The organism is Streptomyces sclerotialus (assembly GCF_040907265.1).
Lineage (GTDB): Bacteria > Actinomycetota > Actinomycetes > Streptomycetales > Streptomycetaceae > Streptomyces > Streptomyces sclerotialus.
In genome coordinates, this window is sequence record NZ_JBFOHP010000002.1 from 7,819,087 (window position 1) to 7,838,728 (window position 19,642).

Sequence of the window (19,642 nt, forward strand, 5' to 3'; positions counted from 1 at the left end):
GGTCCTCGTCCTGAGACCGCTCTTGACGCCTGCCGCGACGCGCTCTACTTTCGTCTTCCATAAAGCAAAACAATATTTCCGTGATGCGGAAACAGCGAGTTCCGGGCCTTGGGCCGGAGCGTGTCCGCGTCCCGACAGGCCGATGACGACGCAGGAGTACTCGATGCCTCGTATGACCGCCGCGCGTGCGGCAGTGGAGATCCTCAAGCGCGAGGGCGTGACGAACGCCTTCGGCGTGCCGGGTGCGGCGATCAACCCCTTCTACGCGGCCATGAAGGCCGGCGGCGGCATCCAGCACACGCTCGCCCGCCACGTCGAGGGCGCGTCCCACATGGCCGAGGGGTACACCCGTACGAACCCCGGCAACATCGGTGTCTGCATCGGTACGTCAGGGCCTGCCGGTACCGACATGATCACCGGCCTCTACTCCGCGATCGGTGACTCGATCCCGATCCTGTGCATCACCGGCCAGGCGCCGACCCATGTGATCCACAAGGAGGACTTCCAGGCCGTCGACATCGCCTCGATCGCCAAGCCGGTCACCAAGGCCGCGACCACGGTCCTGGAGGCCGCCCAGGTCCCCGGCGTCTTCCAGCAGGCCTTCCACCTGATGCGCTCCGGGCGGCCCGGCCCGGTCCTGATCGACCTGCCGATCGACGTCCAGCAGACGGAGATCGAGTTCGACCCCGAGACGTACGAGCCGCTGCCCGTCTACAAGCCCGCCGCGACCCGCGCCCAGATCGAGAAGGCCCTCTCGATGCTGAACGAGGCCGAGCGCCCCGTGCTGATCGCGGGCGGCGGCGTCATCAACGCCGACGCCTCCGACCTGTTCGTCGAGTTCGCCGAGCTGACCGGCATCCCGGTCATCCCGACGCTGATGGGCTGGGGTGTCCTCCCCGACGACCACGAGCTCAACGCCGGCATGGTGGGTCTGCAGACCTCGCACCGCTACGGCAACGAGAACTTCCTCGCGTCCGACTTCGTCCTCGGCATCGGCAACCGCTGGGCCAACCGCCACACCGGTTACAAGATGGACGTGTACCGCAAGGGCCGGAAGTTCATCCACGTCGACGTCGAGCCCACCCAGATCGGCAAGATCTTCGCCCCCGACTACGGCATCGCCTCCGACGCCAAGGCGGCGCTGGAGCTCTTCGTCGAGGTGGCGAAGGAGATGAAGGCCGCGGGCAAGCTGCCGGACCGCGGCGAGTGGGCCGCCTCCACCCAGGAGCGCAAGGCCACGCTGCAGCGCCGTACCCACTTCGACGACATCCCGATGAAGCCGCAGCGGGTCTACGAGGAGATGAACAAGGCGTTCGGGCCCGAGACCCGGTACGTCACCACCATCGGCCTCTCCCAGATCGCCGGCGCGCAGATGCTGCACGTCTACAAGCCGCGCCACTGGATCAACTGCGGCCAGGCGGGCCCGCTGGGCTGGACCGTCCCCGCCGCGCTCGGTGTCGCCACCGCCGACCCGGACGCGCAGGTCGTCGCGCTCTCCGGCGACTACGACTTCCAGTTCATGATCGAGGAGCTGGCGGTCGGCGCCCAGCACCGCATCCCGTACGTCCACGTCCTCGTCAACAACTCCTACCTGGGCCTGATCCGTCAGGCGCAGCTCGGCCTGGACATCAACTTCCAGGTCAACCTGGAGTTCGAGAACATCAACTCGCCGGAGCTGGGCATCTACGGCGTGGACCACGTCAAGGTCGCCGAGGGCCTGGGCTGCAAGGCGATCCGGGTCACCGACCCGAACGAGCTGGGCGCCGCCTTCGAGCAGGCCAAGAAGCTCGCCGCCGAGCACCGCGTGCCGGTCGTCGTCGAGGCGATCCTGGAGCGGATCACCAACATCTCGATGAGCACGACGGCCGACATCAGCGACGTCAAGGAGTTCGAGGAGCTGGCCACCGAGCCGTGGCACGCGCCGAGCGCGATCGCGCCGCTCAAGAGCTGACGGCAGCGGGCCTCCCGCCGCACCCGTGGGCGGGAGGCCCGCGCCCGTACGCCTCCGTACCGTTCAGACCGGAAGGAACCCACCCCTCATGGGCTTCACCGACACCCGTTTCACCGTCAACATCTCGATCCTCTTCACCGAGCTGCCGCTGCTGGAGCGGCCCGCCGCGGCGGCCGCCGCCGGGTTCTCCGCGGTCGAGCTGTGGTGGCCGTGGGTCGACGCTCCCGTACCCGAGCAGTCCGAGCTGGACGCGCTGCGGGACGCGCTCAACGACGCCGGCACCCGGCTGACCGGCCTCAACTTCTACGCCGGGCAGCTGCCCGGCCCGGACCGCGGCGCGCTGTCGGTCCCCGGCGAGGAGTCGGACAAGTTCCGCGCGAACATCGACGTCGCCGTCGAGTTCGCCCGCACGATGGGCTGCAAGTCGCTCAACGCGCTCTACGGCAACCGCGTCGAGGGCGTGGACCCACAGGTCCAGGACACCCTCGCGCTGGAGAACCTCGTGCTCGCCGCCCGCGCCGCTGACCGCATCGGGGCGACGATCCTCATCGAGGCGCTGAACCAGCCCGAGTCGCCGCGCTGCCCGATCGTCTCGGCGCCCAAGGCCATCGAGGTCGTCGACAAGGTCAACGCGGCCACCGGGCTGGGCAACGCCAAGTTCCTGATGGACCTGTACCACCTGGCCATGAACGGCGAGGACCTCAACGAGGTCATCGACACGTACACGGACAAGACCGGGCACGTGCAGATCGCCGACAACCCCGGCCGCGGCGCGCCCGGCACCGGCGAGCTGGACTTCACCGACCTGCTCGGCCGCCTGAAGAAGGCCGGTTACGACGGCTGGGTCGGGCTGGAGTACAAGCCCGGCGACCGCCCGAGCCACGAGTCCTTCGGCTGGCTGCGCGGCGCCTGAGCCCCGCCACCTCCCGCACCGTCACCACTTCACCACCTCAACACCTCGTATCGCGAAAGGACCTCCTACTCCAATGAGCGCTCTCCCCAAGGTCGCGTGGATCGGTCTGGGCATCATGGGCTCCCCGATGGCGGAGAACCTGATCAAGGCCGGCTACTCCGTCACCGGCTACACCCTGGAGCAGGACAAGCTCGACCGGCTCGCCAAGGCCGGCGGCACCGCGGCCGCCTCCATCGCCGAGGCCGTCAGGGACGCCGACGTCGTCGTCACCATGGTCCCCGCCTCCCCGCAGGTCGAGGCCGTCGCCTACGGCCCCGACGGCATCCTGGAAAACGCCAAGGCCGGCGCGCTGCTGATCGACATGTCCTCGATCACCCCGCAGACCTCCATCGACCTCGCCCGCGCCGCCGCCGAGAAGAACCTCCGCGTCCTGGACGCCCCCGTCTCCGGCGGCGAGGCCGGCGCCATCGAGGCCGTCCTCTCCATCATGGTCGGCGGCGAGCAGGCCGACTTCGACGCCGCCAAGCCGCTGCTGGAGGCCCTGGGCAAGACCATCGTGCTGTGCGGCCCGCACGGCGCCGGCCAGACCGTCAAGGCCGCCAACCAGCTCATCGTCGCCGTCAACATCCAGGCCTGCGCCGAAGCCGTGGTCTTCCTGGAGAAGTCCGGCGTGGACCTCGGTGCCGCGCTGGACGTCCTCAACGGGGGACTGGCCGGCTCCACCGTCCTGACCCGCAAGAAGGACAACTTCAAGAACCGCGACTTCCAGCCCGGCTTCCGCATCGACCTGCACCACAAGGACATGGGCATCGTCACCGACGCCGCCCGCAACGTCGGCGCGGCCCTGCCCGTCGGCGCGGTCGTCGCCAACCTGGTGGCCTCGCTGCGCGCCCAGGGCGACGGCGGCCTGGACCACTCAGCCCTCCTCCGCGGCGTCGAACGCCTCTCCGGACAGCCCGTCAAGGACTGACACGGGGGAAGACCGACGGAGCGCCGCCCGGCAGCGACCGGGCGGCGCTCCGCCGCGTTCGGCGAGCCCCTCGCCGCCCGTACACTGAGGCAACGTTCGTTAAGTATCGTCAGGAGGGGGCGACGGTGACGGTACAGCCTGCCGGCCAGCGGGCCATTCTCGACGCGGCCCGGCACGAGTTCGCCGGACGCGGGTACGGCGCCGCGTCCATCCGCGCCATCGCCCGGCGGGCCGGTGTCAGCCTCTCCGCGATGTACCACTACTACTCCGGCAAGCAGGAGCTGCTGCACGCGCTGCTGCACGAGAGCAGCAGACAGTACTTCGCCACCTGCGACGAGGAGCTGGCGCGGGCGGGCGAGGACGCGGGGGAGCGGCTGGCGGCGCTGGTCCGGGCCACCGTGCGCTACCGCGCCGAACGCCGGCTGGAGAGCAGTCTGCTGCTCACCGAGTGGCGTCACCTGTCCGAGGACCGGCTGAAAGAGGCGCGGCAGCGGCAGTACGACGGCTCGCGGCTGTTCCGCGAAGTGGTCGACGCGGGCGTGTCGCAGGGGGTTTTCCGTACGCCGCACCCGGAGGACGCCCGGCGCGGAGTGATCGCCATGTGCAACGCGGTGGCTCAGTGGTACCACGCGGGCGGTGATGTCGGCGTGGACGAACTCGCCGACAGGTACGTCGAGTTGGCGCTCGTCCTGGTCGAGTACCGGCCGGCGGGCGGCCTGCTGCGCCGGCCTCGCTGACCCGTCACGGCGACCCTGCTTAACGACCGTTCAACTCTCTTTCCCGCCCCAATCTGCTCCTTCGCGCCGTGCCCAGTGGTCAGATGTCCGACTCGCCGGACGGTTGTTCCCGGTAGAGTCCCGCCGCGTGCGGTCAGCCGTGGGGGGAGGGGCTCCTGTGCCTAAATATGAAGAGCTGGTGGCGTGGGCCGGTGCCGGGCACGTCGTCCGGGCCGATCCGGACGCCGTGGCGGGGTGGCGGATACCGGAGCGGCAGAAGGCGTTACTGGTGACCACCGGGATACCGGTGGTGGACAGCCTCATCGGTACGGCGTGTTTCCAGGAGGAGCCCGAACCGCAGCTGCGCACCCGTGACGGCCGGCTGCTGTACCGGCTGACGCAGAATGCACACGGCAGCCGTTCACCCGCGCTGACCTGGGCATTCGGTGTCGATCCCGACTCCGGAGCGGTGTACTACGTCCTGCCGGACGGCGAGGCGTGGTTCGCCAACTCCTCGATAGAGCTGTGGCTGCGTACGCTGCACCACTACGGCCTGCACGTCAGCCGCTCGGCGGTGCTCAACGATCCGCACGGCGACGAGAGCGCCGCCGTGGCCGAGCTGGGCCGGCTGGCCGTCCAGCTGAAGGCCATCGACCCGCCGGCCTTCGACGGCGTCGTCGGCTACATCTGGGTCGAGTTCCTGGAGAGATGGCTCTGGTGAGCCCCGGGCGGGCGCGGACCGGGCGATCGGTCTCGGACCTTTAGCGGTCTCTTTGCGTCGACTTCCCGGCGGATCGGTCGGCCTCGGCGCAGTCGGCGGCTCCCGGGCCGCCGGCCGGCGCGCGGCTGTCAGGCGCCGCCCCACCCATGCCGACCAGCGGCGTTCTCTGCGGAGTGCGGCACGCCGGCGCGGGCGTCATCCGGGGCTGCGGAGCCTCGTGTGCACGCGTGTGAGACCGGTGACGACCGTACAACTGGTGTGCCGGGTGGGCAGCTGCCGCCGCGGTCCGGGGTGACGTGATACCGCGAGCTCCTTCCGCTCCCTGGACAGGATTTCCGTGCAGCCGTAACTTAACGATCGTTCGTCAGTGGGGAGCGCGCTCGGAGTGCGGGCACGCTGCAGAGTGCGACGAAAGGGACCGTGCGGTGCAGCGGACGGTGTTCGACGAGGACCACGAGGCGTTCCGGGAGACCCTGCGGAGCTTCATCACCAAGGAAGTCGTGCCCGTCTTCCCTGCCTGGGAGCAACAGGGCCACCCCGACCGGAACTTCTACCGCCGCCTCGGCGAGCTGGGGGTGCTCGGCGTCCAGGTGCCCGAGGAGTACGGCGGCGGGGGCGCGGCGAGCTTCAAGTTCAACGCGGTCGTGATGGAGGAGACCGCCCGCGCCGGGGTCTCCTTCGGCGGCCACTCCGTGCACGCCAACCTCATCCTGCCGTACCTGCTCGCGTACGCCACCGAGGAGCAGAAGCGCCGCTGGCTGCCCGGCTTCGCCTCCGGCGACATGATGACCGCCATCGCCATGACCGAGCCCGGTACCGGCTCGGACCTGGCCGGCATGCGGACCACCGCCCGGCTCTCCGCCGACGGCAGCCACTACGTCCTCAACGGCGCCAAGACCTTCATCACCGGCGGCGCCCTCGCCGACCTCGTCCTCGTGGTCTGCCGCACCGCACCGCCCGACGCGGACAACCGCAGGACCGGCCTGTCCATCCTGTGCGTGGAATCCGCGAGCGAGGGCTTCGCCGTCGGCCGCAAGCTGGACAAGATCGGCCTGAAGTCCTCCGACACCGCCGAACTCTCCTTCACCGACGTGCGGGTACCGGCGGAGAACCTGCTGGGCGAGGAGGGCCAGGGCTTCACCTACCTGACCCACAACCTCCCGCAGGAGCGGCTGACCATCGCGCTGGGCAGCACCGCCGCGGCCGCTGCCGCCGTGCGCTTCGCGACCGAGTACGTCAAGGAGCGCACCGTGTTCGGGAAGAGCGTCGCCTCCTTCCAGAACACCAAATTCGTGCTCGCGGAGTGCGCCGCCGAGACCGAGGCCGCGCAGACCTTCGCCGACCGGGCGCTGGAGCTGAACGACGCGGGGGAGCTGACCGTCGCCGACGCCGCCAAGGCCAAGCTGTTCTGCACCGAGGCCGCCGACCGGGTCATCGACAAATGCCTCCAGCTGCACGGCGGTTACGGCTACATGACCGAGTACCCGATCGCGCGGCTGTACGCCGACACCCGGGTCTCGCGCATCTACGGCGGCACCAACGAGGTCATGAAGACGATCATCGCCAAGTCGCTGGGTCTCTGACCCGCCGCAGCACCCGGCCCGTGTCCCCCTGGCGAAAGGCACCCCATGCAGACCACCGGAATCTCCGCCGTCGTCACCGGCGGCGCCTCGGGCCTGGGCCTGGCCGCCGCCGAGATGGCCCGGACCGAGCCGGCCGACGGCGAGCGCGGCGTCATCATCAACACCGCCTCCGTCGCCGCGTACGAAGGACAGATCGGCCAGCACGCGTACTCCGCCTCCAAGGGCGGCATCGTCGGCATGACGCTGCCGCTCGCCCGCGACCTCGCGGCGCGTGCGATCCGGGTGATGACCATCGCGCCCGGCCTCTTCGACACCCCGCTGCTCGGCCGCGCGCCGGAGCACGTCAGGGAGGCGCTGGGCAAGCAGGTGCCGCACCCGCAGCGGCTCGGCACGGCGGACGAGTACGCACAGCTCGCCGAGGCGATCATCGCCAACCCGATGCTGAACGGCGAGGTCATCCGGCTGGACGGCGCGATCCGTATGTCCCCCGAGTAGCCGCTCGACCAGACCCTTCCCCTCTCTTCGTCAGGACGGAGCTTTCCCATGCGCGACGCCGTCATCGTCGACGCCGTACGTACCCCTATCGGCAAGGGCAAGCCGGGCGGTGCCCTCTCCGGCGTCCACCCCGTCGACCTGTCCGCACACGTCCTGAACGCGCTGGCCCGGCGCACCGGCCTGGACCCGGCCCTGGTCGACGACGTGGTCTGGGGCTGTGTCTCCCAGGTCGGCGAGCAGGCGGGCTGCATCGGCCGGTACGCCGTGCTCGCGGCCGGCTGGCCCGAGTCGGTGCCGGGCCTGACCGTCGACCGGCAGTGCGGCTCCTCGCAGCAGGCCGTGCACCAGGCCGCCGCGGGCGTCATCGCGGGGCAGTACGACATCGCGGTGGCGGGCGGTGTCGAGGCGATGTCGCGGGTCCCGATGGGGGCCGCGCGGGCCGGGGACGAGTACGGCAGGCCGTACGGGCCGCTGGTCGCCGAGCGCTACGGCCATGTCCGCTTCCACCAGGGCATCGGCGCCGAGATGATCGCCGAGGAGTTCGGGCTGTCCCGTACGGAGCTGGACCAGCACGCGCTCGACTCGCACGCGAAGGCAGCCCGCGCCATCGACGAGGGCCGCTTCACGGGACAGATCGCTCCGGTCACCGTCCCGGACGGCAACGGTGGGGAGCGGGTCTTCGACACCGACGAGGGCGTACGCCGCGGCGGCAGCCTGGAGAAACTGGCCGGTCTCAGCACCCCGTTCAAGGAGGACGGCGTCATCTCCGCGGGGAACGCCTCGCAGATATCCGACGGCTCGGCCGCCCTGCTGATCACCACCGGCGAGACCGCCCGGCAGCACGGCTGGGCCCCGATGGCACGGATCCACACGGCCGTACTGGCCGGCGTCGACCCGGTCACCATGCTCAAGGGCCCGATCCCGGCGACGGAGAAGGCGCTGAAGCGTTCCGGCCTGTCGATCGGCGACATCGGTGCCTTCGAGATCAACGAGGCGTTCGCGTCGGTGTCGCTGGGCTGGCAGCGCACCATCGGCGCCGACCACGACCGGCTCAACCCCAACGGCGGCGCCATCGCCCTCGGCCACCCGCTCGGCGGCTCCGGCGCCCGCCTGATGACCACCCTCGTCCACCACATGCGTGACCACGGCATCCGCTACGGCCTCCAGGCCATGTGCGAGGGCGGCGGCATGGCCAACGCGACGGTGCTGGAGCTCCTCTGAGGGCCGGTGAGGGCCGGTGAGAGCCGGTTTCTGAGCCCGGGGCGCACGACGGAACACCTCGATCAGCGGCCCTGTCGAGCGATGTCAGGCCCCGCCATCGCACCTGGCGGAGACCGTTGAGCACTGCTACCGGATGGGGGACCATGCAGCATGCGCCCGGATGGCTGGTACCTCACCGAAGACGTCGACGACTTCCTCGCCCGAGCCGGAGACTTCCTGTGCTCGCGGCCCGGCCTGCACGTCATGCAGCTGACGTGGGCCGAGAGGGTACGGAAGCGTGGGGCGGAGTCGTTCGGCGCCGAAGCCCCCGTCTTCGGCCTGCTGGAGCGAGCGGGCGAGGTGTGCGCCACCTTCTACCGCCTCCCGCCCCGTGCTCTGGGGCTCTCCCCGCTCACGCCCGAGCAGGCCGACTCCCTCGCCGCGCACCTGGCCGCCCGCGGGTACTCCCTTGCCCGCGTCAGCGCGGACCACAGCACAGCCACCGCTTTCGCCGAGGCCTGGCGGCGGCACACCGGCGCGACACCGAAACTCCGCGACACGCGACTGCGGCTCTACCGCCTCGGCAGGCTGACCCCGCCGGAGCCGATGCCGGCGGGCCGGGGCCGCGTCCTGGGCGAGCAGGACCTCGAGCAAGCGATGTTCTGGTGCGGCGAGTTCGCCAAGGCCGTCGGGGAGGCAGTATCCATCGACGCCGAATCCTGGGCCGGCACGCGCTTCGCCGACAAGCGCTACACGCTCTGGGAAACCCCCGACGGCACTCCTGTCTCCGTCGCGGGCATGAACCCGATGATCGGCGGCCAGGTCCAGGTGGACATCGTCTACACCCCGGCTCACCTCCGCGGTCGCCGCTACGCGGGCGCCGTGACCGCGGAGGTGAGCCGGGCCGCGGTGGCCGCCGGTGCGAAGGACGTCGTCCTGTTCGCGGACCTGTCCAACCCCGCGAGCAACGCCCTCTACCAGCGCCTCGGTTATCGCACGCTCACCGACTGGGCGGCGTACGACTTCGCCGGCTCCGATGAATCCTGCCCGTCCTGAGATCAGTCCGGGATTTCCCATACGGTGACTTCGAGGCGAATGGTTCCCTCAGCCGGGACTGCGACAGCGCGCAGATAGGCGGTGCGCCCCTCGCGGGAGACCGCGCAGTAGCGGGTTCCCTTGGTCAGGTCCCAGTTGTACGTGCCGTTGGCCCGCAACGCCCCGGCACATTCGGCCTCACTCGGATCAGTGACAGACCCCGACAACCCACCAAGCCCACCTGGGCTGTTGAGGCTCGGGTGGAGGCTGAGCGGGCGGACCTTGGATTGCTGATTCGGGGTTCCGCGACGGGGGCTGCGTGCAGGCCGTCGGTGGTCAGGCCGGGGTCCAGGTGACCGGTTGTTCCGGGGTGGCGGGGTGTTCGGCGATCTCGCCGCGGTTGCTGAGGAGTTTGAGGTGGGCCAGGGTCTCCGCGAGGGCGAAGCGGCGCTGCCGGCGGCCGAACTGCGCCCAGCTGCGGGACCACTTGAGGTGGGCTGCCAGCTCCCAGGCGGTGGCGCCGGGGTGCGCGGTGACCGCGGCCAGGGTCTCCGCGAGGCGCTCGGTGTGGTGCCGGGCGATGTGCGCGAGCCGCTGGTCCAGCTGCCGGAAGCGGTACTCGTGCGCGGGCAGCACCTCGGCGACGTCGTAACCGGTCAGCTTGTCCAGCGAGCGCAGGAAGTCCGCGAGGGGGTCGCCGGCGCTCTGCAGGAGGTAGCCGATCGAGGGCGTGATCCGGGGCAGTACATGGTCACCGGAGAACAGCAGCTGCCGGTCGGGCCAGTGGAAGCAGGAGTGGCCGGGGCTGTGGCCGGGCGTCCAGACGACCCGCAGGTCCAGGCCGGGGAGGCGGATGCGCTCGCCGTCCTGGAGGAGGACGTCCGGGCGCGGGGCGCGGAGCATCCGGTCGGCATCGACCGCGTCGGCGGTGGCGTCGGCGTCGCTGGCCGGCATGCCGTGCCGGGTGAGGTGGCCGACGTAGCCGCGCCGCCACTTGTCGTACGTGTCCAGCTCCGGGCCGGCCGTACGGGCGTCCAGCTCGTGCAGGGCGACGTACGCGCCCGAGGCCTCGCGGACCCGGCCGGCCAGGCCCAGGTGGTCGGCGTGGTGGTGGGTGACGAGGACGGCCCGGACGTCGCGTACGTCGTGCCCGGTGCTCGCCAGGCCGTCGTTGAGGGCCTGCCAGGAGATGTCGGCGTCCCAGCCCGCGTCGATCAGGGCGAGGCCGTCGCGGAGTTCGAGGGCGTAGACCAGGACGTAGCGCAGTGGGTTGTCGGGGATCGGGACGGGGAGGGACCACAGGCCGTCCCGGACGCGTTCGACGGGCGGCAGCACCCCGTCCTGCCAGGCCCGCCACTGCACGGTGCCGGTGATCTCGACTGTTGCGTCGGCTGTTGCGTCGGCTGTCACAGGAGTCCGGTCCCTTCGATGTGCCCGAACGACGGCGAACGAGCGTTAAGTTTACAGGCCAACCATCGGGCGGGGCAGGGGAGATGATGCTCTCGTCTGAAGAGGGGCCGCAGCGGAATCGTGGCCGGGTGAAGGTTTTTGGGGCCTTCTGACGGGATCTGGACAGGTCCGGGCGCGCCGCCTTAGCTTAACGATCGTTCGACTGATCGTCCGCCTGTGTGTGATCTCCGTGTCCGCCGCCCTGTCAGGAGCCGTCATGTCCGATGTGGTCCGCACCGAGTACGCCGACGGCATCGCCGTCATCACGCTCGACCGTCCGGAGGCCCGCAACGCGGTGACCCGGGCCGTCTCCGAAGGCGTCGCCGCGGCCCTGGACGAGCTGGACGCCCGGGACGACCTCGCCGTCGGCATCATCACCGGTGCCGGCGGCACCTTCTGCGCCGGCATGGACCTCAAGGGATTCCTGGCCGGCGAGCGTCCCGGCATCGAGGGCCGCGGCTTCGCCGGGATCACCGAAGCGCCGCCCCGGAAGCCGCTGATCGCCGCGGTCGAGGGGTACGCGCTGGCGGGCGGCTGCGAGGTGGTCCTCGCCTGCGACCTGGTGGTGGCCGCCGAGAACGCCCGGTTCGGGCTGCCGGAGGTCAAGCGCGGGCTGGTCGCCGCGGCCGGCGGACTGCTGCGGCTGCCGCAGCGGGTCCCGTACCAGGTCGCCATGGAACTCGCCCTGACCGGTGGCTTCCTGCCCGCCCCGAAGGCGCACGCGTACGGGCTGGTCAACCGGCTCACCGCGCCGGGCGGGGCGCTGTCCGGCGCGCTGGAGCTGGCCCGCGAGGTCGCCGCCAACGGGCCGCTCGCCGTCCAGGTCTCCAAGCAGGTGATCGCGGGCGCGCCGGCCTGGCCGGCGGGGGAGGCCGCGGACCGGCAGCGCGCCCTCGTCGAGCCGGTCTTCGCGTCACAGGACGCCAAGGAAGGCGCCCGCGCCTTCGCCGAGAAGCGCCCGCCACGCTGGACGGGCCGCTGAGCCCGCCACGCTGGACCGGCTGTTGAAGCAGCCGGGCTGGACCGGTCGCTGAGCCCGCCACGCTGGATCGGCCGCTGAGCCAGCCATGCTGGACCGGCCGCTGAGCCAGCTGAGTCCGCTGAGCCCGCCGCGCTCCCATGTCCGGACCGGACACCGGACAGGCCCCGGCAGCGCCCCGCCGCACCGTCCCCGGCGCCGGACCGTCCCGCAGCGCCCCCGACACCACCCGAGGAACCGCCCGTAGTCGCCGCCCGCAGAGAACGACACCCCTGAGGAGTCGCACCGTGCCGCGAACCGTACTGGCCTACCCGTCCCTGCCCGCCGGAGCCGTGCTCGCCGGGGCCGCGCGGCGCTACCCCGACCGGCTCGCGCTGACCGACGGTCAGGAGAGCCTGACCTACGCCGAGCTGTACGACCGGGCGCTGAGATGCGCGCGCGGACTGCGTGAGCACGGCATCGCGCCGGGGGAGACCGTGCTGCTGATGATCCCCAACTGCCCGTGGTTCCCGGTGGCGTACTGGGGCACGCTGCTGGCCGGTGCGGTCGTCAGCCCGGCCAACCCCGCCCAGCCGGCCGCCCCGCTCGCCGCGCAGCTCGCCGACTCGGAGGCCCGCGCGGTGATCGCGTACGCGGGTGCGCTGCCGTCCGTGTACGCCGCCGACGCGCCGGGCGTGCGCTTCACCGCCGTCGTGCCCGGACCGAGCACCGACCGCGGCCGGAGCGCTGCCCCCGAGCCGCCGGCGGGCCGTACCGTCCTCGCGGCCGACGACCTCCTCGCGTACGGCAGGGCCGAGCCCGTACGCCGTAACCCGGACGAGCCCGCGCACCTGGCGTTCACCGGGGGCACCACCGGCCGCTCGAAGGCCGTCCGCGTGCTGCACCGCAATGTGATCGCCAACGCGGCCCAGACCGTGTGGGTACGGGCGGCCGGGCGGCTGTACGACGACGGCGGAGTGCTCGGCGTGGTACGCGACGAGGCGGCCGCGACGCCGCACCACTCCCTGCACGGAGCCGAGTCGACGCTCGCCGTCGCCCCGCTCTTCCACGCGATGGGCCTGATCGGGATGGTGGCCCACACCGTCATCGGTACCACGGCCGTGCTGCACACCCGCTTCGACCCCCGGCGCTACCTGGACGACATCGAAGCGCACCAGGTGGGGTCGGTCGGCGGCTCGCCCACGATGTACCGCGCCCTGCTGGCCTCCCCGGCGAGCGCCGGCCGCCGCCTGAAGTGTGTACGCAACGTCAACTCCGGGGCCGCGCCCATGGACCCCGAGACCCGGCGGCGGCTCGCCGCACTCTTCCCGGAGGCCCTGTTCACCGAGGGGTACGGGCTCACCGAGGCCACGATGGCGCTGACCATGTGGCCGATGGACGCCGCGGCTGAGACTCCGCACGGCACGGTCGGCATCGCGCTCCCCGACACCGAGCTGTCCGTCCGCGACCTGCTCGACCCGGCGCGCGAACTGCCGGTGGGGGAGACCGGCGAGCTGTGGGCACGCGGCCCGCAGGTCACCGACGGCTACGAGGGGCACCCGGAACTCACCGCCGCGCAGTACACCGACGGCTGGCTGCGTACCGGCGACATCGGGCGGCTGGACGAGCGGGGCCACCTCTTCCTGTCGGGGCGCGTCAAGGACATGCTCCTCTACAAGGGGTACAACGTCTATCCGCTGCACCTCGAAGACGTGCTGGCCGGGCATCCCGCGGTGGCGGCGGCCGCGGTGATCGGCGTGCCCGCAGCGGACGCGGGTGAGATACCCGCCGCCTACGTGGTGCTGCGGAACGGCGCGACGGCGACCGCCGAGGAGCTGATGGCGTACGTCGCCGAGCGCGTCGCGCCGTACCAGCGGGTGCGCGAGGTGCACTTCACCGACGCGTTGCCGGTGTCGGCGGCGGGCAAGGTGCTCAAGACCGCGCTGCGGGAGCGGCACGCGGCCCGGAGCGCCGACCAGGCCGCCCCGCTCCGGAGATCGCGGCGGCCGGGCACCGGTGCGCCGCCGGTGCCCGGCCGCTAGCGTCATGGCGTATGCAGACGACTCTGTACGGCGCCGACGTGGTGCTGCGTCCCGCCACAGCGGACGACATCCCCGCCCTGGCAGCGATCCGGGCCGAACCCGCGGTGTACGCGCGGTGGCGCGGCGGGGAGGACCTGGCGGCGGCGGTCGCCGAAGACCTCGCCGCGCCCGGTGAGTACTCGTACGCGATCGAGAACGAAGGCCGGATCATTGGCGCGATCCAGTGGTCGCAGGAGTCGGATCCGGACTATCGGCATGCGAATATCGACATCTATCTGACGTCCGTGCTGCACGGCCGGGGGCTGGGCACCGACGCCGTGCGCACGCTGGCCCGCCACCTGTTGACGGAGCGTGGTCATCACCGGATCGCGATCGATCCGGCGGCGGACAACGAGGCGGCCATCCGCAGTTACCGGAAGGTGGGCTTCCAGCCGGTCGGGATCATGCGCCGGTACGAGCGCGGACCCGACGGCACCTGGCACGACGCGCTCCTGATGGACCTGCTGGCCGAGGACCTGACGGACTGAACGCTGCCGACGCCGTACGGGAGGAGCTGTCATTTCATGCCTGTGGCATATGCCGGATGACTCGAGTCGTCTGTCCGATGTGGTCGCGATGGCAACAGGGCGTGAAATGCGCGCTGTCGGCTTCGGTCGGAGAAAGGGGATTTAGGTTCATCATCGATCAGGACGAGCTGTTTCGCGGTGCTCCACGGCAGATATATGCGTAGTTGAATGGAGTGCCACACCGTTCGGCGGGGCGCGCGGCCGTCCGGGCGGACCGGCGTGCGCGCGGGGAACCGGAACCTGTTGTGCGGAAGTGGCATGGAGTGGCGCGAGGCAACTGCGGCGGTCTGCCCGGTCGTCGGCCGGATGCGGAGAGGAACGATTTTTCCCATGCATGATGTGACACGTTCGACCCCTTCCGCTGAAACGATTCCCCGCTACGCTCGCTCCTCCCCGGACGCCGTCGGCCCGGCCGTCGGCGCCCAACCGGAATGCCCCCTCGTCCCGCTGATGTCGAGAGAAACGAGCCCCGCGCGATGACGTACAACGCCAGGACCGCCTTCGGCGACTTCGACCAGGCCCTCGCCCTGGAACCCGGGCGCTACGAGAGGGCCCGGCGCCGGCACCGCCAGATCACCGCGGCGCTGAAGAACGCGGCCCTGATCGAGAGCAGCTGCCTGCAGGGCAGTTTCGCCCGCAAGACCCGCATCGCCCCGCTGGACGACGTCGGGATGGTCATGGTCTTCCACCGGCGCTTCGCCCGCCTCGTCAAGCGCCCCGGCGGCGCCGCCGACGCCATGGCGATGCTCTGCGACGCGGTCACCGAGGCGTTCCCCGGCTCCCGGTTCGGCGACGAGGACCGCACGTCCCGCGCACTTCAGGTCACCTTCGCCGACCTGGACGTCACCTTCGGCCTGACCCCGGCCCTGGCCGACCCGCGCTGCACCGACCTGCTCACCGCCAACTGGGAGCGGGACTCCTGGGAGCGCTCGACGGTCCGCACGCTCAACCGCGTCATAGGCCGGCACGACCACGCCACCGACGGCCGCTTCGTCCACCAGGTCCGGATGCTCAAGGCGTTAAGGAACGGTCACCCGGCGCTGCGCGAGACGCGCGGGCTGCTGTGGGAGGCCCTCGCGTACGAAGCGGTCTCCGGCCCGCGGCAGCACGACGACGCGATCGCCACCGCGCTCGCGCACGCCGCCCAGGCCGTCACCGGCCCCGTCCTGGACCCCACCGGGTCCGCCGACCTGACCGCCGACTGGACCGACGAGCAGCGCCGCGCCCGCGCCGACGTACTGGCCGCGCTCGCCGAGCAGGCGGCCGAGGCCCGCCACCGGGAACGGAGCGGCGACCACGCCGGTGCGATCCGCGTCTGGCACGGTGTGTTCGGGGCGCCCTTCCCGGCCACGCCCGAGGACCGGCGCTCCGAGGCGGCCGGCGGCACCGGGCACCGCACCGCCCGCCGCCGCAGCGCCCCGAGCCCGCGCGTCCGCTCCTTCGGCCCCTTCGCCGCCCGTCCGGTGACCTGGTCCGTCTTCGCCGGCGCGGCCCGGACGCTGCCGCCCGCACGATGAGGCACGCCGGCGGGCCGCCCCCGCCGGCCGGGCCCCGGCCCGGGACCGTCGCGCGCCGGGCGCCTGCCGGGGTGAGAGCACAGGCGCTCAGCCGTTCTGCAGATGCTCGCACCGGGGCAGGCGCGCGGGGACGGCCGCGGTGTCCGGTGCCGGGGCCGGCGCGGCCACGAGGGCCAGGTCGTTGGAGTCGGTGAAGTACGGGCGGACCCGCGCGCGGGCCGCGCCCTCGCCCCGGTACGCCGACGGGTGGCTGTCGATGTCCTTCCGGGCGACGATGTCCCCGCCGATCCGCCCGATCCGTACGGCGACGCCGCCCGGCAGCACCAGCCGCAGGTCCCAGAACTCCCGGTCCCCCGGCGCCGTGCCGGCCACCCGGCCGGTGAAGTCCTCGTGCGGCAGCAGGCAGCAGAACCGGTCCGCGCCCAGGCCCGTCGCGGGCAGCCGCAGCACCGTGGGACGCTCGCCGCGGCGCGTCGCCGTCACCACCGAGTCCGGCGACAGCACCGCGCCCAGCAGCTCCGCCTCGACGTACGTGACCGACGGCCCGACCGCGACCCACACCGCCTCCGCGTGCGCGGGCCGCCGCCAGGTGCGCAGCACCAGCCGCCCGGTGTCGGTGGCGTACGGGATGCAGGACCGCACGGCGTCATCGGTGACCTCGGGGAGCCGGCCGACCAGCGCGGCCCGCTCGACCATCGTGGAGCGCACGTGCCGCTGCGTTCCGTCCGCGCGCCGCCGCACCCACACCTCCCAGTGCCCCTCGGCGAGCGGCAGCGGGGCCAGCCGCAGCCGGATCCGGTACGGGCCGCCGCGGCCCTCCCGGCCGGGCGGCGGCAACGGGACCCGTACCTCTTCCGCGGAATTGCGGCGGCGCAGTACCAGATCGGCGGGGCCGGTCAACCCCGTGGCGGGGAAGGTCAGCTCCAGGGCGCCGTCCTCGGCCACCGCGCAGCGCGCCGTGGGGCGCAGTGTGCGCGCCGTACCGTCGGCCCGCGCGGCCGCGGCGGGGGAGATCCGCCGCACCACTCCGAGCAGCGGTACGGCGGTCACCGGCCGTCGCAGGAGGGGGCGCACCGCGCGCCCGGCGAGCTGCCTGCCGGCGCGCAGCAGCCGGCCCCGCCCTGCCGCGCGGACGTGCCCGCCCAGCGCATGCGACCCGGCGGGTTTCTGCCGCGCCGCCGGGTGGCCGCCGCCCTTGCCGGTCCGCGCCGCGAGGTCCTCGAAGAGCTTCACGTAGGCGAGCGCGATGGCGGACGGCGCGTAGTCCAGTGCCTTGGTCCGGGCGGCGGCGGCCATCGCGGCCCGCCGCTCGTCGTCCGCGATCAGTTCCAGCAGCGCGGCCGCGAACTCGTCGGCGTTCCCCGGCTGGACCAGCAGCCCGTCGACCCCGTCGGAGATGATCTCCCCGGGGCCGAACGGGCAGTCCGTGGCCACCACCGGCAGCCCGGCGTGCATCGCCTCCACGATCGTCATGCCGAACGACTCACCGTCCGAGGAGACCGCGGCGATCGACCCCTTGGCCCACTCCGGCTCGATCGGGGCGTGCGCGCCCATCATCGTCACCTGTTCGCTCAGGCCCAGTGCGTGGATACGGGCCCGCAGCGCCCGTGCCTCGGGGCCGCGCCCGTACAGCCGCAGCCGCCAGTCCGGGCGCTGCTCCACGACGCGCGCGAAGGCGTCGATCAGCAGCCGGTAGTTCTTGATCCGGATGAGCCGGCCGGCCGCGACCACGAGCTTGTTCCGCCCGGAGGAGGGGCAGACGTCCGGTTGCGGTACGGCGTTGGGGATGCAGCGGATCTCCGTGGCGATGCCCGGCAGCGCCTCGCGGTAGATCCGGGCGTCCTGCCGGGAGACCGTGACGAACGCGTCCAGGTGCGCCACCGCCGCGTTCTGCGCCGTCCGCACCTCCGGCCGGTGCATGTCGTGGGTCAGGTGTTCCTGCCCGACGAGCAGCGCGCGGGCGGGCCCGAAGCGCGCCAGGTAGACGTTGACGCCGGGCCGGGTGCCGATGATCACGTCCGCGTCGGTGTCGCGGAGGTAGGCCTCGATCCGTTCGTCGACCAGAGCACTGCACAGCTTGTACGGCCCGTCGCAGGCGGGGTAGACGCGTGAGGGGTTGCCCTTCGGGTCGTGCGCCGGGTCGAAGCCGGGCTGGTCCCTGCGGGTCTCGACCAGCGGCCGGACCCGTACGCGTGGGTGGACGGCGAGGGCCGGCGCCGACCGGGACCGGATCATCGAGACGATCTCGACGTCGTGCCCGGCCTCCGCCAGCGCCCCGGAGAGGTTGACGGTGGAGCGGATGGTGCCGCCGATGCCGTAGAGGTTGAAGAGGAGGAAGCACACCTTCAGCCGGCGTGCTCCCCGAACAGAGGGCGGGGGGCATGCCGCCGCCTCCCGGACCATGCCTGACACGACCACGTCGTCACGCTTCTGCACAGAACAGGAGAATATGACGTGAATTGATACTCTATGAGTTTTCGCGCGAGCGTGTCGTGAAGCTGCCCTCGAACGGCCGGTATGCATCGGACCTGGTGGCAGGGGGTGCTCGGGTGCATCGGGCCGGCCGCTGGGAGAAGCCGGCGGCCGTGGTGCGGACGATGACAGCGTCTCGCCGCGGGGGTGCGCCCAGCCGTCGGCGGCGGCCCGGGACACGTCCCCGGCCATCCGGGCGCGGCCCTCGGCGTCCGAAAGGCGAGTACGTGGGTGCCGAGGCAAAAACGCGTGGTCGAGGCCGTGCTCCTGTGGGAAAGTGCGCGCTGTGACAGACACCGACCGCATCCGGATCACCCCGCTCGCCGAGCGCCCTTCGCTGAGCACCCGGATCTACGAGATAGCCGACAGCTGGCCGGAGTTCACCTCGCACGAACCGATCGTGGAGGCCCTGCTGAGCCGCGTCGTCGCGGACTTCCCGCAGTACTGCGTGGTGGCGACGGACGGCGACCGGGTCGTCGCGCGAGGGCTCAGCGTGCCCTTCAACGCCGAGCTCGACGGCCGGGAGGAGACGCCGGACCAGGGGTGGGACCGCGTACTGGTGTGGGCCTTCGACGACCGGCGGTGGGGGCACGCGCCCACCACGGTCAGCGCGCTGGAGATCACGGTGGACACCGAGTACCTCGGCCGCGGCCTGTCCTACCGCATGCTGGCAGCGCTGCGTGACGCGGTCGGCAGCCAGGGCCACGACGAGCTCCTGGCCCCGGTCCGCCCGAACGCCAAGCATCTGCACCCCCGCGTCCCCATGGCCGACTACATCCGCCTTCGGCGTGCCGACGGCCTGCCCGCCGATCCCTGGCTCCGCGTCCACGTCAAGGCCGGCGGCACCATCGAGAAGATCGCGCCCGCCTCGATGACGGTCAGCGGCTCCCTGGACCAGTGGCGGCGGTGGACCGGCCTCCCCTTCGACCGCGACGGCGGCACCGAGGTCCCCGGCGCCCTGACCCCGGTCCACTGCGACACCGCCCAGAACCATGCGGTCTACGTCGAACCCAACGTCTGGGTCCGGCACTTGGCACGGCCCCCGGCCTAGTCC

General features: G+C 72.0%; 16 protein-coding genes. 14 read left to right on the forward strand and 2 right to left on the reverse strand.

The annotated features are described in order from the left end of the window. The first annotated feature begins 163 nt into the window (after positions 1-163). The 9 genes from gcl (at position 164) to AAC944_RS34470 (ending at position 9,605) form a co-directional block, all read left to right on the forward strand. Positions 164-1,951, forward strand: coding sequence for a glyoxylate carboligase (gcl, locus tag AAC944_RS34430; RefSeq protein ID WP_030608233.1), 1,788 nt, complete (start codon positions 164-166; stop codon positions 1,949-1,951). Between the two features lie 88 nt (positions 1,952-2,039). Then, positions 2,040-2,864, forward strand: a complete 825-nt coding sequence (locus AAC944_RS34435; protein WP_368396653.1) for a TIM barrel protein — start codon at positions 2,040-2,042, stop codon at positions 2,862-2,864. A gap of 73 nt (positions 2,865-2,937) precedes the next feature. Further along, positions 2,938-3,834 carry a 2-hydroxy-3-oxopropionate reductase gene (locus tag AAC944_RS34440; protein WP_368396654.1) on the forward strand — a complete coding sequence of 299 codons (897 nt, stop codon included), beginning with the start codon at positions 2,938-2,940 and terminating at the stop codon, positions 3,832-3,834. A gap of 125 nt (positions 3,835-3,959) precedes the next feature. Beyond that, on the forward strand, positions 3,960-4,571 hold the full coding sequence (locus tag AAC944_RS34445; RefSeq protein WP_037772024.1) for a TetR/AcrR family transcriptional regulator: 612 nt from the start codon (positions 3,960-3,962) through the stop codon (positions 4,569-4,571). A 157-nt stretch (positions 4,572-4,728) separates the two neighbouring features. Next, positions 4,729-5,271 (forward strand): SUKH-4 family immunity protein, encoded by a 543-nt coding sequence (locus AAC944_RS34450; protein ID WP_030613425.1) that lies wholly within the window; start codon positions 4,729-4,731, stop codon positions 5,269-5,271. A 425-nt stretch (positions 5,272-5,696) separates the two neighbouring features. Further along, the gene (locus AAC944_RS34455) at positions 5,697-6,854 is read left to right on the forward strand and encodes an acyl-CoA dehydrogenase family protein (protein ID WP_030613428.1); all 1,158 of its coding nucleotides are present in this window, start codon (positions 5,697-5,699) and stop codon (positions 6,852-6,854) included. 45 nt (positions 6,855-6,899) lie between these two features. Continuing rightward, a complete protein-coding gene (locus AAC944_RS34460) occupies positions 6,900-7,349 on the forward strand; it encodes an SDR family NAD(P)-dependent oxidoreductase (protein WP_078888509.1) in 450 nt (149 codons plus the stop codon). 48 nt (positions 7,350-7,397) lie between these two features. After that, positions 7,398-8,570, forward strand: coding sequence for a thiolase family protein (locus tag AAC944_RS34465; RefSeq protein ID WP_030613434.1), 1,173 nt, complete (start codon positions 7,398-7,400; stop codon positions 8,568-8,570). Positions 8,571-8,720: 150 nt separating this feature from the next. Next, positions 8,721-9,605 carry a GNAT family N-acetyltransferase gene (locus AAC944_RS34470; protein WP_030613437.1) on the forward strand — a complete coding sequence of 295 codons (885 nt, stop codon included), beginning with the start codon at positions 8,721-8,723 and terminating at the stop codon, positions 9,603-9,605. 315 nt (positions 9,606-9,920) lie between these two features. Here AAC944_RS34470 and AAC944_RS34475 read toward each other — a convergent pair whose 3' ends face one another. Then, the gene (locus AAC944_RS34475; protein WP_196942961.1) at positions 9,921-10,994 is read right to left on the reverse strand and encodes an MBL fold metallo-hydrolase; all 1,074 of its coding nucleotides are present in this window, start codon (positions 10,992-10,994) and stop codon (positions 9,921-9,923) included. A 256-nt stretch (positions 10,995-11,250) separates the two neighbouring features. Here AAC944_RS34475 and AAC944_RS34480 point away from each other — a divergent pair, with 256 nt between their 5' ends. The 4 genes from AAC944_RS34480 to AAC944_RS34495 all read left to right on the forward strand — a co-directional run bounded on the left by AAC944_RS34480 (position 11,251) and on the right by AAC944_RS34495 (position 16,116). Beyond that, positions 11,251-12,015: a crotonase/enoyl-CoA hydratase family protein gene (locus AAC944_RS34480; protein ID WP_030613442.1), complete on the forward strand. Its 765-nt coding sequence runs from the start codon at positions 11,251-11,253 to the stop codon at positions 12,013-12,015. A gap of 284 nt (positions 12,016-12,299) precedes the next feature. Continuing rightward, the gene (locus tag AAC944_RS34485) at positions 12,300-14,033 is read left to right on the forward strand and encodes a class I adenylate-forming enzyme family protein (protein ID WP_063759922.1); all 1,734 of its coding nucleotides are present in this window, start codon (positions 12,300-12,302) and stop codon (positions 14,031-14,033) included. Positions 14,034-14,044: 11 nt separating this feature from the next. Next, positions 14,045-14,560, forward strand: a complete 516-nt coding sequence (locus tag AAC944_RS34490) for a GNAT family N-acetyltransferase (RefSeq protein WP_030613445.1) — start codon at positions 14,045-14,047, stop codon at positions 14,558-14,560. 515 nt (positions 14,561-15,075) lie between these two features. Beyond that, positions 15,076-16,116 (forward strand): SMODS domain-containing nucleotidyltransferase, encoded by a 1,041-nt coding sequence (locus tag AAC944_RS34495; RefSeq protein WP_030613447.1) that lies wholly within the window; start codon positions 15,076-15,078, stop codon positions 16,114-16,116. An 87-nt stretch (positions 16,117-16,203) separates the two neighbouring features. Here AAC944_RS34495 and AAC944_RS34500 read toward each other — a convergent pair whose 3' ends face one another. Beyond that, on the reverse strand, positions 16,204-18,459 hold the full coding sequence (locus AAC944_RS34500; protein ID WP_051871684.1) for a glycosyltransferase: 2,256 nt from the start codon (positions 18,457-18,459) through the stop codon (positions 16,204-16,206). Positions 18,460-18,874: 415 nt separating this feature from the next. Between AAC944_RS34500 and AAC944_RS34505 the strand changes: the two genes are divergently transcribed. After that, positions 18,875-19,639 carry a hypothetical protein gene (locus tag AAC944_RS34505; RefSeq protein WP_037772027.1) on the forward strand — a complete coding sequence of 255 codons (765 nt, stop codon included), beginning with the start codon at positions 18,875-18,877 and terminating at the stop codon, positions 19,637-19,639. Positions 19,640-19,642 lie beyond the last annotated feature (3 nt).

Excerpts from the sequence above, each read along its gene's own strand:
- AAC944_RS34440 (WP_368396654.1), top strand. The coding sequence starts at position 2,938 with ATGAGCGCTCTCCCCAAGGTCGCGTGGATCGGTCTGGGCATCATGGGC.
- AAC944_RS34465 (WP_030613434.1), top strand. The coding sequence starts at position 7,398 with ATGCGCGACGCCGTCATCGTCGACGCCGTACGTACCCCTATCGGCAAG.
- AAC944_RS34470 (WP_030613437.1), top strand. The coding sequence starts at position 8,721 with ATGCGCCCGGATGGCTGGTACCTCACCGAAGACGTCGACGACTTCCTC.
- AAC944_RS34460 (WP_078888509.1), top strand. The coding sequence starts at position 6,900 with ATGCAGACCACCGGAATCTCCGCCGTCGTCACCGGCGGCGCCTCGGGC.
- AAC944_RS34495 (WP_030613447.1), top strand. The coding sequence starts at position 15,076 with ATGACGTACAACGCCAGGACCGCCTTCGGCGACTTCGACCAGGCCCTC.
- AAC944_RS34480 (WP_030613442.1), top strand. The coding sequence starts at position 11,251 with ATGTCCGATGTGGTCCGCACCGAGTACGCCGACGGCATCGCCGTCATC.
- gcl (WP_030608233.1), top strand. The coding sequence starts at position 164 with ATGCCTCGTATGACCGCCGCGCGTGCGGCAGTGGAGATCCTCAAGCGC.
- AAC944_RS34490 (WP_030613445.1), top strand. The coding sequence starts at position 14,045 with ATGCAGACGACTCTGTACGGCGCCGACGTGGTGCTGCGTCCCGCCACA.
- AAC944_RS34435 (WP_368396653.1), top strand. The coding sequence starts at position 2,040 with ATGGGCTTCACCGACACCCGTTTCACCGTCAACATCTCGATCCTCTTC.